We start from the raw sequence: 16,039 nt of genomic DNA on the forward strand, positions 1-16,039 counted from the left end.
CAAGCGCATGCCGGCTGAAAACTACTCCTTCCTCGATGTTGCCGTGCTCGACGCGGTCCGCCTGCGGTTCGCCGCCGGCGACGCGATCGCCATTCTGTCGGCAGATCTCGAGCAGGTGATATGGGCCAACGGCCCCGGCGCGGCGGTATTCGGCTATCCGGACATCGGAGCCATCATCGGCGCTTCGGCAGGATTGCCGCTGATCGCCAGGCGCCAGATCATGGCAACCAGCGGTTTTCCGCGGATCGGCCGCGACCGTGCCATCACGGTCCGCCTGGCTACCGGGCTGACCAGCCGCGCGGTTGGTTTCCTGGCCAGCGCGGTGACCATGCCCGATGGCGAGGAAGCAATCATGCTGGCGTTGCCGGCGGCGCAGACCGGCTCGCGCAGCGCGGCCGAGATCGCCGATCGCGCCATCAGCGGCTTTACCGAAGACGGCCACTACATCGCCTTTGTCGATGCCAAGGGCAATATCGACGCCGCGTCGGACGGCTTTTCGTCGCTCGGCATCCGGCCTGAGACGCTGGCCGCGCTTGTCGCCGACGTGGCGAACGACAGCGACCGCATCGTCAAGCGCCTGGTTCCGGGCGGATCCAGCTCCTATCCGGCAGGCCTTGCCCGTCTGACAGACGAGCGGCACCTGCTGGTGGTGATCGACGAGGACCGGCTTGACGGCGGGGCCCCTGTTGGCGAGCGCGCCGTCGCGGAACCCGGCAGCGAGGCAGCAGCGGCGCCGAGCGGTCTTCCCCAGCCAACGGACCAGGACAACAAGCAGCCAATCGCCGAGCCGCCAATCACCAACACCGGCGCGGCGGAGATCGACCTTGCCGCGATCGAAGGCAGCTCCGCATCGACGGAGCACGAGCCTGCCGACACAGCCAAGCAGGTTTCGGGGGCCGACAATCAGCACACGGCTGGCGAAACGCCGACGCAGCATGACCATTGGTACTTCAATGCGGGCGACGACACGCAGGTCCCGCCCGGGGCAGGTGTGCCCGGCGAAGTCGAGACACCAGCCAGCCCCGCCGCTTCGCAGGCCGGTCTGGACGCCCCGCAGGAAAGCGCCACGCAAGCGATCAAAGCCGCTTCCCCGCCCCAGGGCCGCGGCCGCGTGATCGATCGTACGGCCGCGCCCATGCGTTTCGTCTGGCGTACCGACGCAGAGGGCCGGTTCAGTGCCCTGTCGCCGGAATTTGCCGAACTCGTCGGCAAGCCCGCCGCCGACGTGATCGGCCGCCGCTTCGGCGACGTTTCGGCCGCCTACGGCCTCGATGCTTCAGGCGAGATCGCCGGCCTGCTCGAACGGCGCGACACCTGGTCCGGCCGCTCCGTGCTGTGGCCGGTCGCCGGCACCGATCTGAAGATACCCGTCGATCTGGCGGCACTCCCGGTCTACAGCCGCAGCCGCGTTTTCGAAGGTTTTCGCGGTTTCGGCGTCGCCCGCAGCAGCGATGCGGTGATCGATCCCGACGCGGCCGGCATGGCCCTTGTCGCCGAGGAGAAGCCTGCCGCGGTCGGGCCCGAAGCCGTTGAACCTGCCCCCGAGACACCGAAAGCCGCCGATCCGTTCCGGGGCGAAGTGCCGGCGTTGACCATCGTGCCAAAGCCCGAGCGGCGCTTTGCCGACAAGGTGATCCGGCTGGCCGAGCACCGGCAGCCGGCCAACGACAAGGGCCTGTCGACGCTGGAACGCAGCGCGTTTCGCGAGATTGGCGAGCGTCTCAAGAAGGACAGCACCCCGGCCGAAAAGCCGGTAGACGAACAGCCCAGCGCCGAGAAGCCAAAGCCGGCTGCGGAGACCGCGACCAAAGTTGAGGCAGCCGGCAAGGCCGACGAACCAAAGCTGAAAAAAGCCGGTCCGACGGACAAGGGTGAAATGCCGGCGCCAAGTCCGGAAAGCGAGGCGGCCGAACCGCCCGAGGCCGATGCCGAGGACCAGAAGGACCTCGCCCGGCTCGACGGCGAGCAACCCGACGAGACGGCAGCAGAGGCGCAAGCCGGCGAACCCATCACACGCCCTGTTTCCGGATCGCTGCTCGACTATGCCGACCGCGAACCCAGCGATGAAGCGCAGGAAGGCGTTGAGCCCAGCACGAACCGTCGAACGATCGTCGCCGAAGCGCCGCAGGATGGCGACGACGACGACAGCATGACGGCGGAAGACTTCCGCGACGCCGAGGAGAGCGAAGATTGGTCCGATGACAACGAAGCCGCAGCCGGCGATGCCGGCTCGGCGCCGCCCGTCGGGCGGCCGCTGGCACCACCGCTCAAACTCGACGGCTTCGTGCCGTCGGCGTTTGCCGGAGAGGACAACAAGGGGCCGGATACCTCGATCCTCGGCAAGCTGCCAGTGCCGGTGCTTATCCATTCCGGCGACCAGCTGCACTACGCGAACGACGAATTCCTCGGCCTGACCGGCTATGCGACGCTCAATGCCTTGGACGAGGCCGGCGGGCTCGGCGCGCTGTTTGCCGACCCTTATGCCGACGACGGCAGTTCCGACGGCAGCGACCGCGCTCTACGGCTGAAGACGCGCGACGGTCAGGAGTTTCCGATCGACGCGATTTTACGCTCCGTCCCCTGGGGAAACGGCAAGGCGCTGATGCTGGTCGTACGCCGTTCCGGCGACGAAGCAGTAGCCATTCCACATGGCGCCGCCGACGACCAAACGCAGCCGGATGTTTCCGAGCTCAAGGCACGCATTGCCGAAATGCGCACCATCATCGACACCGCCACCGACGGCGTCGTGCTGATCGGCCGTGACGGAACGATCCGTTCAATTAGCCGTCCGGCGGAAGCGCTGTTCGGCTTCGACAGCGACGAGGTGACCGGCAAACCGTTCGTCTCGCTGTTTGCGATCGAAAGCCAGCGCGCGGCGCGTGACTATCTCGAGGGGTTGTCGGAGCCCGGCGTTGCGAGTGTGATGAACGATGGCCGCGAGGTGATCGGACGCGAGGCACAGGGGCGCTTCATTCCGCTGTTCATGACCATCGGCAGGCTGCCCAACGACAGCGGCTTCTGCGCGGTGGTGCGCGACATTACCCAGTGGAAGCGCGCCGAAGAGGACCTGACCCAGGCGCGCGCGGTCGCCGAACGCGCCTCGTCGCAGAAGACCGATTTTCTGGCCCGCATCAGCCACGAGATCCGCACGCCGCTCAACGCCATCATCGGCTTTTCCGAGCTGATGGTGGACGAGAAATTCGGGCCGGTGGCCAATGATCGCTATCGCGACTATCTGCGCGACATCAACCGTTCGGGCAACCACGTGCTCGATCTGGTCAACGACCTGCTCGACATTTCGAAAATCGAGGCCGGCCAGCAGGAGATGGCCTACGAGGCGGTGTCGCTCAACGACACGCTGGCCGAAACCGTTGCGATGATGCAGCCGCAAGCCAACCGGGAACGCGTCATCATCCGCTCCAGCTTCGCCTCGCGGCTGCCGGAAGTGGTGGCCGATCTGCGCAGCGTGCGGCAGATCGCGCTCAATATCCTGTCGAACGCCGTCCGCTACACGCAGGCCGGCGGCCAGGTGATCGTGTCGACGGCCTATGAGCTTTCCGGCGACGTCGTCATGCGCGTGCGCGATACGGGCATCGGCATGAGCCAGTCCGAGATTGAGCAGGCGCTGAAGCCGTTCAAGCAGATCAACGCGCTGAAGCGCGGCCGCGGCGACGGCACCGGTCTCGGGCTGCCGCTGACGAAGGCGATGGTCGAAGCGAACCGTGCCCGGTTCACCATCAACTCGACGCCCGGCGAGGGAACCCTGGTCGAAGTCGCCTTCCCCTCGACCCGCGTGCTGGCCGGTTAGGTCTATGGCTGCGCAAAGAAAAAAGGCGTCCAATGGGACGCCTTGAATGATAGAATTGCTGTCACAACGGGGGCTTGAGCGAATCAGATCCTCTGGGGGCTAAGAGGAACGGGATTTCTCCCTCAAGTTACGCACGACTATCGATGCCGGGCCTTAACAAATCCTTACCGGCACGCCGGAAAATTTACCAATGTGTACCACTCATGAAATCTAGGTAAATTCCGCGGAGACATTTCGTTAACCATGACCCCGGTTCCCAGCCCGGGCTCCATGCTCAGTCGGCAAGCTGCGGCAGGTTGCGGAACAGCTCGAGCGCTTCGGGATTGGCGAGCGCTTCCTTGTTCTTGATGGCGCGGCCATGCACCATGTCGCGGACCGCGAGCTCGGTAATCTTGCCCGATTTGGTGCGCGGTATATCGCCGACGGCGACGATCTTGGCCGGCACGTGGCGCGGGCTCGCCCCGGTGCGGATTTTCGCGCGGATGCGTTTTTCCAGCTCGGCATCGAGTTCGACGCCGGCCGCCACCCGTACGAACAGCACGACACGCACGTCATTGTCGAAATCCTGGCCGATGCATAGCGCTTCGAGGATTTCCGGCATCTGCTCGACCTGATTGTAGATCTCCGCCGTGCCGATCCTAACACCGCCCGGATTGAGCGTGGCGTCGGAACGGCCATGGATGATCAGCCCGCCATGGGCGGTCCATTCGGCGAAATCGCCGTGGCACCAGACATTGTCGAAGCGCTCGAAATAGGCGGCCTCGTATTTCTTGCCGTCAGGGTCGTTCCAGAAGCCGATCGGCATTGCCGGAAACGGCTTGGTGCAGACGAGCTCCCCCTTCTCCTGGCGAAGCGGACGGCCATCATCGTCCCAGACGTCGACGGCAAGGCCGAGGCCGGGTCCCTGGATCTCGCCGGGCCATACCGGTTCGATCGGCACGCCGAGCACGAAGCAGGAGACGATATCGGTGCCGCCGGAGATCGAGGCGAGATGCACGTCCTTCTTGATGCCTTCATAGACGAAACGGAAATCTTCCGGCGACAGCGGCGAGCCGGTCGAGGAGATGGTGCGCACACTGGAAAGATCATGCGTGTGGATCGGCTTGAGGCCGGCCTTGCGCACGGAATCGATGAATTTGGCCGAGGTGCCGAAATAGGTCATCTTCTCGGCATCGGCGAAGTCGAACAGCGCATTGCCGTCCGGGTAGAAAGGCGAGCCGTCATAGAGCAGCAAGGTGGCGCCCGACGCCAGGCCCGACACCAGCCAGTTCCACATCATCCAGCCGCAGGTGGTGAAATAGAAGAAGCGATCGCCGTCGAGCAGGCCGGCATGCAGCCGCTCTTCCTTGACGTGCTGGATCAGCGTTCCGCCGGCTGAATGGACGATGCATTTGGGGATGCCGGTCGTGCCTGACGAAAACAGGATGTAGAGCGGATGCGAAAACGGCAGCCTTTCGTAACTGACAGGCCTGGCGGCAAAGGGTGACAGCGCCTCCTCCAGCGCAGCCGCCTTGCCGATGGTTGCCGCGACGTCGGTCGACGTGCCGAGATAATCGACGATCAGGACTTTGCGCACGGTGGCGAGCTTCGCCACCACAGCCGCGATCTTGTCGGCGACTTCGATCGCCTTGCCATTGTACCAGTAGCCGTCCGGCGCGATGAAGACGACAGGCTCGATCTGGCCGAACCGGTCGAGAACACCCTGCTCGCCGAAATCTGGGGAGCAGGACGACCAGACGGCGCCGATCGAGGCGGCAGCCAGCATCGCCGCAACGGTCTCCGGCATGTTCGGCATCATCGCGGCGATGCGGTCGCCCTTCTTCACCTTGAGCGACAGGAAGAGCTGTTGCAGGCGCGAGGTCAGCGCATGCAGCTCGTTCCAGGACAGCCGCCGCTCGACCTTGTCCTCGCCGCGAAAGACGACTGCGTCGCCAAGCCCGGTTTTCTTCAGAAGATTCTCGGCGAAGTTCAGCTTCGCGTCAGGGAAGAAGGTCGCGCCGGGCATCTTGTCGCCATCGACCAGCACGCGTTCGCCCTTGTCGCCGACGATGCCGCAAAAGTCCCAGACCAGGCTCCAGAAGGTCTCGCGGTCATCGATCGACCAGCGATGCAGGTCGGCATAGGAGGAGAAAGCCTTGCCGGCCCTGCTCGCCGCGGCGTTCATGAAGGCGGTCATCGGCGCTGCGTCGATCTGCTCTTGCGTCGGCATCCAGAGCGGTGCGTCGTCGGCCATCATTGTTCCTCCGCAGGCTGCATCGCTTATGCATATCGCGATGCAGCAGAGCAAGATTTTGTTGGACCGCGCCGGTCAGGGTGTGCGCAAATGCCATCGCCGGGCCATAAAGACTTGAAATGCGTCAGCCGTCGGTTACACCCGTCGGGCGATTTTGTCGGAATGGAAGCATACGGGGCGATATGCCATCACCTTTGATCCGACGCGGAATATGGGCGATCGGCGCAGCCGTCACCGTCGTCGCGCTGGTCGTTGCAGCCTTGCCGTTGATCGCCTCGACCCGTATCGTGCGTGACCGCATCGCGTGGGAAATGAGCGCCTGGAGCGGTTTCAGGGTCACCATCGACGGCGCGCCGCGCATCGAGGTCTGGCCGAATTTCCGGGCGATCCTGAGCGACGTGACGCTGTCGCAATGGACAGAGACGGATGCACCGCCTGTGATCGAGGCCGAACGGGTCGAGGTCGACCTCTCGGCCATGGCGGCGCTGCGTGGCGACGTGGTGTTTTCGACGGCGCGGCTGGTGCGACCGACGATCAGGGTTCAGCGTACCGCGAGCGGGTTTTTCCTGCCTGCGATTCCGAGCGGCGGGCGCATTACGCGTTCGATCGATGCTGCCCGCGCGGTGATCAACACAAATCCCGCCAAGCCGGATCTCGGCAAGCTGCCGGCAGATCCGTTCGGCACAGTCGAGTTCAGGGATGGCCGCGTGGTCGCCGCCATCGGCGGCAAGGACCAGGAGATATTGAGCAGCCTGAGCGGCCAGGCGAATTGGGCCGCGATGAACAGCAATGCGACGCTGTCGGCGACCGGGATATGGCGCGGCGAAAGCGTTTCCGTCGACGCCGCATCGCCGAACCCGCTTGTGCTGTTTGGCGGCGGCGCAGCACCGGTCACGCTTTCCTTCAAGGCGGCGCCGGCCAGCTTTTCCTTCGACGGGCTGGCCAGCATGTCGGAGAACGGCTATTTCGACGGCCAGGCAAAATTTGCCGCACCTTCGCTGCGACGCGTGCTCGAATGGTCGCAGGCCGGCATCGCGCCCGGTGCGGCAATCGGCTCGATCTCGGTTTCAAGCAAGATCACGGCGACGGCCGGGCGCATCAAATTCGAAAATACGGCCCTGACCCTCGACAACAACCCCGGAATGGGCGCGCTGGACTTCACCTACGGCGAGGCACTGCCGGTGATCTCCGGCACACTTGCCTTCGATACGCTCGACCTCAGATCGTTTCTCTCCGCCTTTACCCCCGTACCATCCGCCGGCGCCGCCGGCCCGGGCGAGATCGACACAAGCTTCGCCGACCGGATCAATCTCGATCTCAGGCTGTCCGCCGCGCATGCCACGGCAGGTGCAATCCAGCTTGCCGACGTCGCCGCCACCGCCCAGGTCAAGAACGGCCTCGCCGTCTTCGACATCTCCGATGCATCCGCCTTTGGCGGCAACGTCCAAAGCAGCGTCCGTTTCGACCGCAAGCCCGCCGGCACGGAAGTCGAGATCCGGCTGCTTGCTTCCGACATCGACGGCGGCGCTTTCGGCACCGCGGCCGGGATGACGCGGCTGGTGCCGATCGGCACCGGAACCGTTTCGGTCATCCTCAAGGGGCCGGGCAGAACCTGGGACTCCATTTTCGAAAACGCCAATGGCTCGCTGTCCGCGACCTTCGGCGCGGGTGCGCTGAGCCGGCTTAACCTGCCGGCGTTCCTCAAGCACACCGAACAGGGTGGATTCTTTGCGCTTGACGACGTCTCGGACGGAACGCTGCCGATCGACGGGGCCGAGCTCAAGGCGAGCGTTTCGAACGGCGTGGCGCGCATCGACAAGGCCGAGGTGAATTCCGCGCAATACAAGATCTGGCTTTCCGGCATCGCATCTTATGCCGGACGCGGGCTGGCGCTGTCCGGCGGCATCGTCCAGCCGAGCCAGGCTGCCACGCAGACGAACGGCCAAGCGCCCAAGCAGTCGTCGTTCTTCGTCGGCGGCACCTGGAGCACGCCGTTCATCTCGCCGATAAGTCGCGGTGTTTCAGGCGAGTAAGCAGCAGGAACTCAACCTCGCTGCGCCGCCTGCTCGTCGCGCTGGCGCTGCACCTCGCGGCGTTTGTTTGCGAGCGAAGCGATGATCACGCCAACTGCGACGATCGCGATCAGAATGGTGCACGCCGCGTTGATTTCCGGCGTCACGCCAAGGCGGACCTGGCTGTAGATCTTCATCGGCAGCGTCGTGGCGCCGGGCCCCGAGGTGAAGCTGGCAATAACCAGGTCGTCGAGCGAGAGCGTGAAGGCCAGCATCCAGCCAGAGACGATCGCCGGCATGATGACCGGCAGCGTGATCTGGAAGAAGGTCCTTACCGGCGGCGCACCGAGATCCATCGCGGCTTCTTCCAGCGAACGATCGAACGTGATCAGGCGCGATTGGACCACCACAGCGACGAAGCACATGGTCAGCGTGGTGTGGGCAAGCGTCACCGTGAGAAAGCCGCGGTCGAAGCCGACAGCGACGAAGAGCAGCAATAGCGACAGGCCGGTGATGACTTCCGGCATGACCAGCGGCGCAAACACCATGCCGGAAAACAGCAGCCGGCCGCGAAAGCGCGTGTAGCGCGTCAGGGTGAGCGCCGCCAGAGTGCCGAGCACGGTCGCCACGGTGGCCGAGATGACGCCGACGCGCGCCGTCACCCAGGTGGCGTCCATCAGACCCTGATTGTGGAACAGCGACACGTACCATTTCGTCGAGAAGCCGCCCCAGACGGTGACCAGCTTCGACTCGTTGAAAGAGAACACGACGAGCAGGACGATCGGCAGGTAGAGAAAGGCAAAGCCGAGCACGATCGAAACGATGTTGAAGCGGCTCCAGGTAGCGTTCATAGGTCCTGCTCCTGGGCACGCGCCTGGGCTCGCTGGAAGAGCATGATCGGCACGATCAGCAGCAGCAGCAAGATGACGGCAACGGCAGACGACACCGGCCAGTCGCGGTTGCCGAAGAATTCGCTCCACAGCGTCCTGCCGATCATCAGTGTCTGCGAGCCGCCGAGCAGATCGGGGATGACGAACTCGCCGACGGCGGGAATGAACACCAGCAGGCAGCCGGCGATGACGCCGGGCAGCGACAGCGGGAAGGTGATCTTCCAGAAGGCGCTGGTCGGCGGGCAGCCGAGATCCTTGGCGGCCTCGATCAGCGAATTGTCCATCTTCTCCAATGCCGAATAGAGCGGCAGGACCATGAACGGCAGATAGGAGTAGACGATGCCAGTGAAGATCGCCGTGTAGGTGTTGAGGATGATCAGCCGATGGCTGATGATGCCAGTGGCGAGCAGCAACTCGTTGAGCAGGCCCTCGGGCTTGAGAATGCCGATCCAGGCGTAGACACGGATCAGGAACGAGGTCCAGAACGGCAGGATCACCAGCATCAGCAAGGTCGGGCGGATCGTCGCCGGAGCGCGTGCCATGCCATAGGCGATGGGATAGCCGATCACCAACGTCAGGACCGTCGAGATGGCGGCGACGATGACGCTCGTCACATAGGCGTTGAAGTAGAGCGCGTCCTGCGTCAGCCAGATGTAGTTGTCAAAATTGAGCGCGCCAAACCACGCGACAACCCCGGAAACGCCGTCGCGGAAATCGAGCACCGGCGTGTAGGGCGGCATGGCTATCGCGGTCTGCGACAGCGAAATCTTAAAGACGATGATAAAGGGGACGAGAAAGAAGAACAGCAGCCAAAGGTAGGGGATGATGATGACGAGACGGCTAAGCAAAGCCGCTCCCAGCCTGGCCAAGGCGGATTTGCCGGCAGCGCTTGCCGAGGAGCTTGTTGCGGCGGTGACAGCGGACATGATCAGTCCCTACCGTGTCAGCACGACGCCGGCGTCGGGTCGGAAGGAAACCCAGGCGCGGTCGTTCCAGGTCAGCGGATCCTCGGTGATGCGTGCCGCGTTCATGGTACTCGCCCGCACCACCTGACCGTCATCCAGCCTGACGTGATAGATGGTCATGTCACCGAGATAGGCGATGTCGTAGACCTCGCCCTCGATGGCGTTGACGGCACCAGCCGGTTTCGTGGAGGAAACCTTGATCTTCTCCGGCCTGATAGCAAAGGTAACGGACGTTCCGGCGGCGGCACGGCCGGCATTTTCGGTGCGGATGGTGATGCCGTTGCCGGCGTCGATGCTTGCGCTGCCGGCCTCGCCAGCGGCGATCTTGCCGTCGAACATATTCACATTGCCGACGAAGCCGGCGACGAAGCGGGAACCCGGCGCCTCGTAGACCTCGGCCGGCGTCGCCACCTGCATCACCTCGCCCTTGTCGATGATGGCGATGCGGTCGGCCATCGTCATCGCCTCTTCCTGGTCATGGGTGACGACGACGAAGGTGAGGCCAAGGTTCTGCTGCAGGTCCATCAGCTCGAACTGCGTTTCCTCGCGCAGCTTCTTGTCCAGCGCGCCAAGCGGCTCATCGAGCAGCAGGACTTTCGGCCGCTTGGCCACCGAGCGGGCCAGTGCGACACGCTGGCGCTGGCCGCCCGACAATTGGTGCGGCTTGCGTTTGGCGAACTGCTCGAGCTTGACCAGCTTCAGCATGTCGGCGACGCGCTTGTCGATATCGGCCTTGGCCATGCCTTCCTGCTTGAGGCCGAACGCGATGTTGTTCTCGACCGTCATGTGCGGAAACAAGGCGTAGGACTGGAACATCATGTTGACCGGCCGCCGATATGGCGGGATGCCGCGCAGATCCTGGCCATCGAGCAGGATACGGCCGGCGGTCGGTTCCTCAAAGCCGGCAAGCATCCTGAGCAGCGTCGATTTCCCGCAGCCCGAGGCCCCGAGCAGGGCAAAGAATTCGCGTTCGAAGATGGTCAGCGACAGATTGTTGACGGCAGTGAAGTCGCCGAACTTCTTGGTGACGTTGTCGAACTGGATGTATGGCTTGGCATTCGGATCGTTCCATGGCGCGAAATCCCTGCGGATGCTGCCAAGCGATTTCATGTCCCACTCCGTGCCTGATTCTGCCCCTGAAAAACGACCCCGGCAGTCAGCCACCGGGGTCGCGTCAGATCACTATTGTCCCGTGATGACCTTGGTCCACGATCTGGTGACGAGACGTTGCGTCTTGGGGTCATATGGACCGACAGTGAACAGCTTGGCCAGCGTCGAGTCATCCGGATAAATGCCCGGGTCATCAAGGATCTCCTTGCTGACGAGCGGCTGAGAGGCCTTGTTGCCATTGGCGTAGAAGACAAAGTTGGTGGATTTGGCAATAACTTCTGGTCTCATCATGTAGTTCAGAAATTCGTGTGCCTCGGCGACATGCGGTGCATCGGCCGGGATCGCCATTTCGTCGAACCACATTTCCGCACCTTCCTTTGGAATCGTGTAGGCGATGTCGACCCCCTTTTTCGCTTCCGCCGCACGGTCGCGGGCCTGGAAGAGATCCCCCGAAAATCCGACAGCCACGCAGATGTCGCCATTGGCGAGCGCGTTGATGTATTCCGACGAATGGAATTTGCGGATAGAAGGCCGGATGCTCAGCATGAGTTCTGTGGCCTTGGCAAGGTCGTCAGGAGAGGTCGAGTCAGGCTTGAGGCCAAGATAGTTCAGCACAGTCGGAAAAATGTCTGTAGGCGAATCCAGGAAGTACACGCCACAATTGGCGAGCTTGGCGATATTCTCCGGCTTCAGGACCGCATCCCAGCTGTCGATCTTGTCGACGCCGAGGGCTTCCTTCACTTTCTCGGTGTTGTAGCCAATGCCTGTGGTCCCCCACATGTAGTTGACCGAGTATTCGTTGCCGGGGTCGAACTTCGCAACCCGCTCCATCACCACGTTCCACATATTGGAAAGGTTGGGCAGCTTCGACTTGTCCAGCTTCTGATATACCCCGGCCTGGATTTGACGGGCCAGGAACGGGCTTGCCGTCGGCACCACGACATCGTAGCCGCTACCACCGGCAAGCAGCTTGGTTTCGAGAATTTCGTTGGAATCATAGGTGTCGTAGACGACCTTGATGCCGGTTTCCTTGGTGAAGTCGTCGATGATCGAACTGTCGATATAGTCCGACCAGTTGAAGACATTGACGACACGGTCCTCGGCATGCGCGCCCAAGGTAAAAACTGCCAGAAACGCCGAAGTCGCCGAAAGCCAGAGCGCTTTGCGGGTCATGCTATTCTCCTTTGATGAGTGTTCCGTCGCCAGCTCGTCGCGGCGTGCGCCCGGCTGGGCATTTGCTTCAGGGTATTGAGCTTGCAGGCAGGCGACAAGCGCGAATTGCCGGCGCCATTATGGTTCGGCGACGAGGCGACAGTGAAGACTTGGCGTGGCGCTGGTGGTGTTGCGGCGCCGTCAGAAGCTTTCGCTACGGCGCGCGCAGGGAGACGACGATGTTGTCCGGCCTCGATGCAGCCGGCATGGAGACTTGGCAAGATACGCCTGTCTTGTTGTTGCCGTGATCGCAGCCTGCCCGCGCGGCTGCGACATTGTCAATGGTCCATCTCGCTTTGGCGCGCGCGCTGCATCAATTAGGCGAAGGCACACCGGTGACGCCCGCCCGCTGCGGCCGCGTCTGGCGCTTGAATTCGAGCCCGATATGGACGAGGAGCGCCGTGATGACGACCGCACCGCCGACGATGGTGCGCGCCGACGGCACCTCGGAATGAATGAGCCAAACCCAGATCGGGCCTAGGATCGGCTCGAACGTGCCGAGTAGCGCCGCCACGGCGGCCGGAACAAGCCGGGCGCCGGTGGCGAAGAAGGCGAGGCCGAGCCCCAGATTGACCACGCCGAAGGCAAAAAGGAAGCCCATGTCGTGGCTGGAAACGCCCAGTGCCGACGCCTGCGATGCCGCAAAGGCGGCCGCCAGCATCGTGCCGAGGCAGGTCGCCGGGGTCATACGCACATGGGCAAAGCGGCGCGTGATGACGGTGGCGATCGAGAACATGACGGCAATGAGCAGCGCCAGCCCGTCGCCGATCGGCGATACGGCGCCATCGAGCGATTCCGAGACCATGATGGCGACGCCAGCAATGACGGCGGCGATCGCCAGCCAGGTCGCCACGGCCACCCGCTCGCGAAACAGCGCCCAGGCAAACAACGCCGCCAGAAGCGGCACACCGGCCTGCATCAACAGGATGTTGGCGACGGTGGTATATGCAAGCGCCACGACGAAAGAGGTCGACGCCGTGGCGAAACAAAACGCCACCGCAAGGCCGGCCAGGCCCATGCCGCGAAACAGCTTCAGCGTGCCACGCCAGCCGTCGCGCCAGACCATGAAGCAGAGCAGGAAGGCGGCGGCCCAGACCGAGCGCCAGAACACCACCGTCCAGCTGTCGCCGGCATCGATGAAACGGGCAATGGTACCGCCGAGGCTCCACATCAGCGCCGACAGGAACACCAGCAGGAAACCGATACGCTCCTCATTTCGCGGAGGCGAAACAGCGATCTGCGGTGATGATATGTCGGTCATGAGTCGGACTGTCGGCGATTTCGAGGCGGCACGATGCACAGCGGACGACAGAAACGTGCCTTAATCGCGTAACGCAAAGACGGGGATGGGGAGTGATCCAGCATCGTGTTCCATTTGGCGCACCGACAGGTGCACAGAGATGCCCGATCATCGACAGACGCCCCATGCTCGACGTACGGTGCAAATGTATAGGGCGCCCCCATGGATGAGCCATTCTACAAAACGGCGGCGATTGGCTATGACGAGTTGTTCGCCCGTGCGACGAACTCGTTTATCCCGTCCTTGCTGAAGGCAGCACGGATTGCGCCTGGCCATCGCGTGCTCGACGTCGCAACGGGCACCGGAGCGGCAGCGCAAGCCGCTGCCATCATTGTAGGCCCTTCCGGCGCCGTGATTGGCGGCGACATCTCGCCGGCCATGCTCGAATCCGCCAAACGCAATTTGAAAGACCAGCCAATCACCCTCGCTACGTTCGACGCTCACGCGCTTCCTTATGAGGACCGTCGGTTCGACGCAGTGACCTGTCAGCTCGGGCTCATGTTCTTCTCGGACCAGCTTGGAGCGCTTTCGGAATTTCGCCGGGTTCTGCGCCCCAACGGCTGGACTGCAGTTAGCGTGACGACGACGCCAGAGCGTTCGTTGTTCGCCAGAATAGGTGCGGTAATCGCCCGCTATGCCCCTGAGAAAGCTGAAAAGCTAAATCGCTTCTTTTCCATCCCTGACGCGACGTGCTTGCACAGCTTGCTCCATCGCGCCGGGTTTCGAAAGATTGACGTCCAGCTCGAAACGTGGCCCATCAAGTTCTCGTCCTTCGACGACTATTTCAGCGGCATCGCCAAGGGCGCAACATTGAGCGGTCAGGAGTATGTCCAGCTTCCTCCGGATATGAAGCACATCGTGCGCGAGGAGGTCTGGCGCGGGCTAGCTTCGCCGAGCCCTGGAGAGCCGCTGACGATTGAAATGGACGTTCTGATAGGCAGCGGTAGCCGATAGAAGAATGCGCCCGCGGCACGATCCCCGGCAACTCTGTTTGCCGTCACTGAAAATCGAACGCCGACAGTCCCGTCACCATTTCGTCGAGGCCGAGCGGGCGTGTCACCGGTGGCTCGGCGCGGGCGAGGCAGCCGATGCGTTCACACAGCCGGCAGGCAGCGCCGACCGGCGTAGCCGACACAGCGGCGTTCTGTCCGGCCTTGCCGATGGCGGCCGGCCCCGGCAACGCTGCTCCATAGACGATCTCATCGCGAAAACCGATGTCGCAGCCGAGCAGCAGCGCTGTGCGGCGCGGTCGCTCGGCAAACGAGCCCTGCGGGCCTTCGAGCGTGCGGGCGATGCAGAGGAACGCCGCACCATCTGGCATTTCCACGGCCTCGACCAGGATCTGGCCGGGTTGGCCGAAGGTGGTATGGACCGGCAGCTTCGGACAGCCGCCGCCGAAGCGGCTTTGCGGAAAGCCGTGGCTGCCCGCCTTGCGGAAGCGATTGCCGGCACTGTCGACCTCGAGCATGAAGAATGGCACGCCCGACGCACCCGGCCGCTGCAGCGTGGTCAGCCGGTTCGCCGTTTGCTCGAAGGAAACGCCGAAGCGCGACCGCAACATGTCGATGTCATAGCGGGCGCGGACCGCAGCGGCGTGAAAAGGCTGATAGGGCATCATCAGCGCGTGCGCGGCATAGCGGCCGAGCTCGAAACGGGCGAGCCGGCGGGCTTCGTCCGTGGCCAGCTTCAGCGCCTGGATCTCGACAGCGACAGCAACGCTCATGCGGATCAGGCAGGCCTCCATAGCCACCTCGCGCAGCTGATCGAATGGCGACAGGCGCTCGGACAGGAACAGGCGCTGCGAGTGACGGTCATAGCGACGGCGCCAGTTGGGCATGGTGGCGACCGGCAGTACCTTGACGACGACGCCGAATTCACGCCGCAGCCAAGCCTTCAACGCACTGAACAGATCGTCGCCGGGATCGAGCACCGACGTGAATGCCTCGGCTTCCTCTTCGAGCGCGGTAAAATGGTTCGGCCGGCGTTCGAAAATCTCATGCACCTCGTCGATCGGCAGCCGGGCGCCGGAGAGTGCGGTGGCTTTGCCCTCACGCGCGAGCAGCTCGTTGAGATCGGATAGCCGCGCGGCCTGCTCGCGATAGGCGCGAAACAGCTTTATCACAGCGGCGGAAGCGTTGGGCGCCGCCTCGGCAAGCTCGATGAGTTCCTGGTCGCCTGGCAGTTCGCCGGCCAGCAACGGATCTGAAAACACTTCCTTCAAATCGGCGACCGAACCCCTCGCCTCGCCCTGCAATTCATGTGGGTCGACCTTGTAGACGGACGCCAGTCTCAGGATCAGTTGCACCGTCAACGGCCGTTGGTTGCGCTCGATGAGATTGAGATAGGACGGCGAGATGCCGAGCCCTTCGGCCATCGCCGTCTGGGTCAGGCCCTTGGCGTTGCGGATGCGACGAATGCGCGGCCCGGCAAAGATTTTATGGTCGGCCAATCGACTGTCCTTGACAAGAATTTTACATCCGCTGATGGCATGGCGGCGTTTACAATCATG

Annotated in this window: 10 protein-coding genes; 3 read left to right on the plus strand and 7 right to left on the minus strand. The window is 63.3% G+C overall.

What is annotated here, in order from left to right; genetic code table 11:
• The first annotated feature begins 7 nt into the window (after nucleotides 1–7).
• Nucleotides 8–3,808 carry a PAS domain S-box protein gene (locus NKI50_RS14040; RefSeq protein WP_352716894.1) on the plus strand — a complete coding sequence of 1,267 codons (3,801 nt, stop codon included), beginning with the start codon at nucleotides 8–10 and terminating at the stop codon, nucleotides 3,806–3,808.
• Nucleotides 3,809–4,082: 274 nt separating this feature from the next.
• Here NKI50_RS14040 and NKI50_RS14045 read toward each other — a convergent pair whose 3' ends face one another.
• Nucleotides 4,083–6,041, minus strand: coding sequence for an acetoacetate--CoA ligase (locus NKI50_RS14045; RefSeq protein WP_352716984.1), 1,959 nt, complete (start codon nucleotides 6,039–6,041; stop codon nucleotides 4,083–4,085).
• Between the two features lie 182 nt (nucleotides 6,042–6,223).
• Here NKI50_RS14045 and NKI50_RS14050 point away from each other — a divergent pair, with 182 nt between their 5' ends.
• Nucleotides 6,224–8,074 carry an AsmA family protein gene (locus NKI50_RS14050; protein WP_023719392.1) on the plus strand — a complete coding sequence of 617 codons (1,851 nt, stop codon included), beginning with the start codon at nucleotides 6,224–6,226 and terminating at the stop codon, nucleotides 8,072–8,074.
• A gap of 11 nt (nucleotides 8,075–8,085) precedes the next feature.
• Here NKI50_RS14050 and NKI50_RS14055 read toward each other — a convergent pair whose 3' ends face one another.
• The 5 genes from NKI50_RS14055 to NKI50_RS14075 form a co-directional block, all read right to left on the minus strand.
• Complete coding sequence (locus tag NKI50_RS14055) at nucleotides 8,086–8,904, minus strand: ABC transporter permease (protein WP_023719393.1); 819 nt, start codon at nucleotides 8,902–8,904, stop codon at nucleotides 8,086–8,088.
• On the minus strand, nucleotides 8,901–9,869 hold the full coding sequence (locus NKI50_RS14060) for an ABC transporter permease subunit (RefSeq protein WP_352716896.1): 969 nt from the start codon (nucleotides 9,867–9,869) through the stop codon (nucleotides 8,901–8,903). Before NKI50_RS14060 ends, NKI50_RS14055 begins: the two co-directional genes overlap by 4 nt.
• A gap of 9 nt (nucleotides 9,870–9,878) precedes the next feature.
• Nucleotides 9,879–11,018: an ABC transporter ATP-binding protein gene (locus tag NKI50_RS14065; RefSeq protein ID WP_023719395.1), complete on the minus strand. Its 1,140-nt coding sequence runs from the start codon at nucleotides 11,016–11,018 to the stop codon at nucleotides 9,879–9,881.
• A 72-nt stretch (nucleotides 11,019–11,090) separates the two neighbouring features.
• On the minus strand, nucleotides 11,091–12,191 hold the full coding sequence (locus NKI50_RS14070) for a polyamine ABC transporter substrate-binding protein (protein ID WP_023719396.1): 1,101 nt from the start codon (nucleotides 12,189–12,191) through the stop codon (nucleotides 11,091–11,093).
• A gap of 352 nt (nucleotides 12,192–12,543) precedes the next feature.
• Nucleotides 12,544–13,491 carry a DMT family transporter gene (locus NKI50_RS14075; RefSeq protein WP_023719397.1) on the minus strand — a complete coding sequence of 316 codons (948 nt, stop codon included), beginning with the start codon at nucleotides 13,489–13,491 and terminating at the stop codon, nucleotides 12,544–12,546.
• Nucleotides 13,492–13,692: 201 nt separating this feature from the next.
• On the opposite strand from NKI50_RS14075, the gene NKI50_RS14080 reads away from it, so the two are divergent.
• Nucleotides 13,693–14,484 (plus strand): class I SAM-dependent methyltransferase, encoded by a 792-nt coding sequence (locus NKI50_RS14080; RefSeq protein ID WP_352716899.1) that lies wholly within the window; start codon nucleotides 13,693–13,695, stop codon nucleotides 14,482–14,484.
• Between the two features lie 43 nt (nucleotides 14,485–14,527).
• Here the strand turns inward: NKI50_RS14080 and NKI50_RS14085 are convergent, their stop codons facing one another.
• A complete protein-coding gene (locus NKI50_RS14085; protein ID WP_352716901.1) occupies nucleotides 14,528–15,979 on the minus strand; it encodes a helix-turn-helix domain-containing protein in 1,452 nt (483 codons plus the stop codon).
• Nucleotides 15,980–16,039 lie beyond the last annotated feature (60 nt).

It is taken from the genome of Mesorhizobium sp. M0563 (genome assembly GCF_040321065.1).
GTDB lineage: Bacteria > Pseudomonadota > Alphaproteobacteria > Rhizobiales > Rhizobiaceae > Mesorhizobium.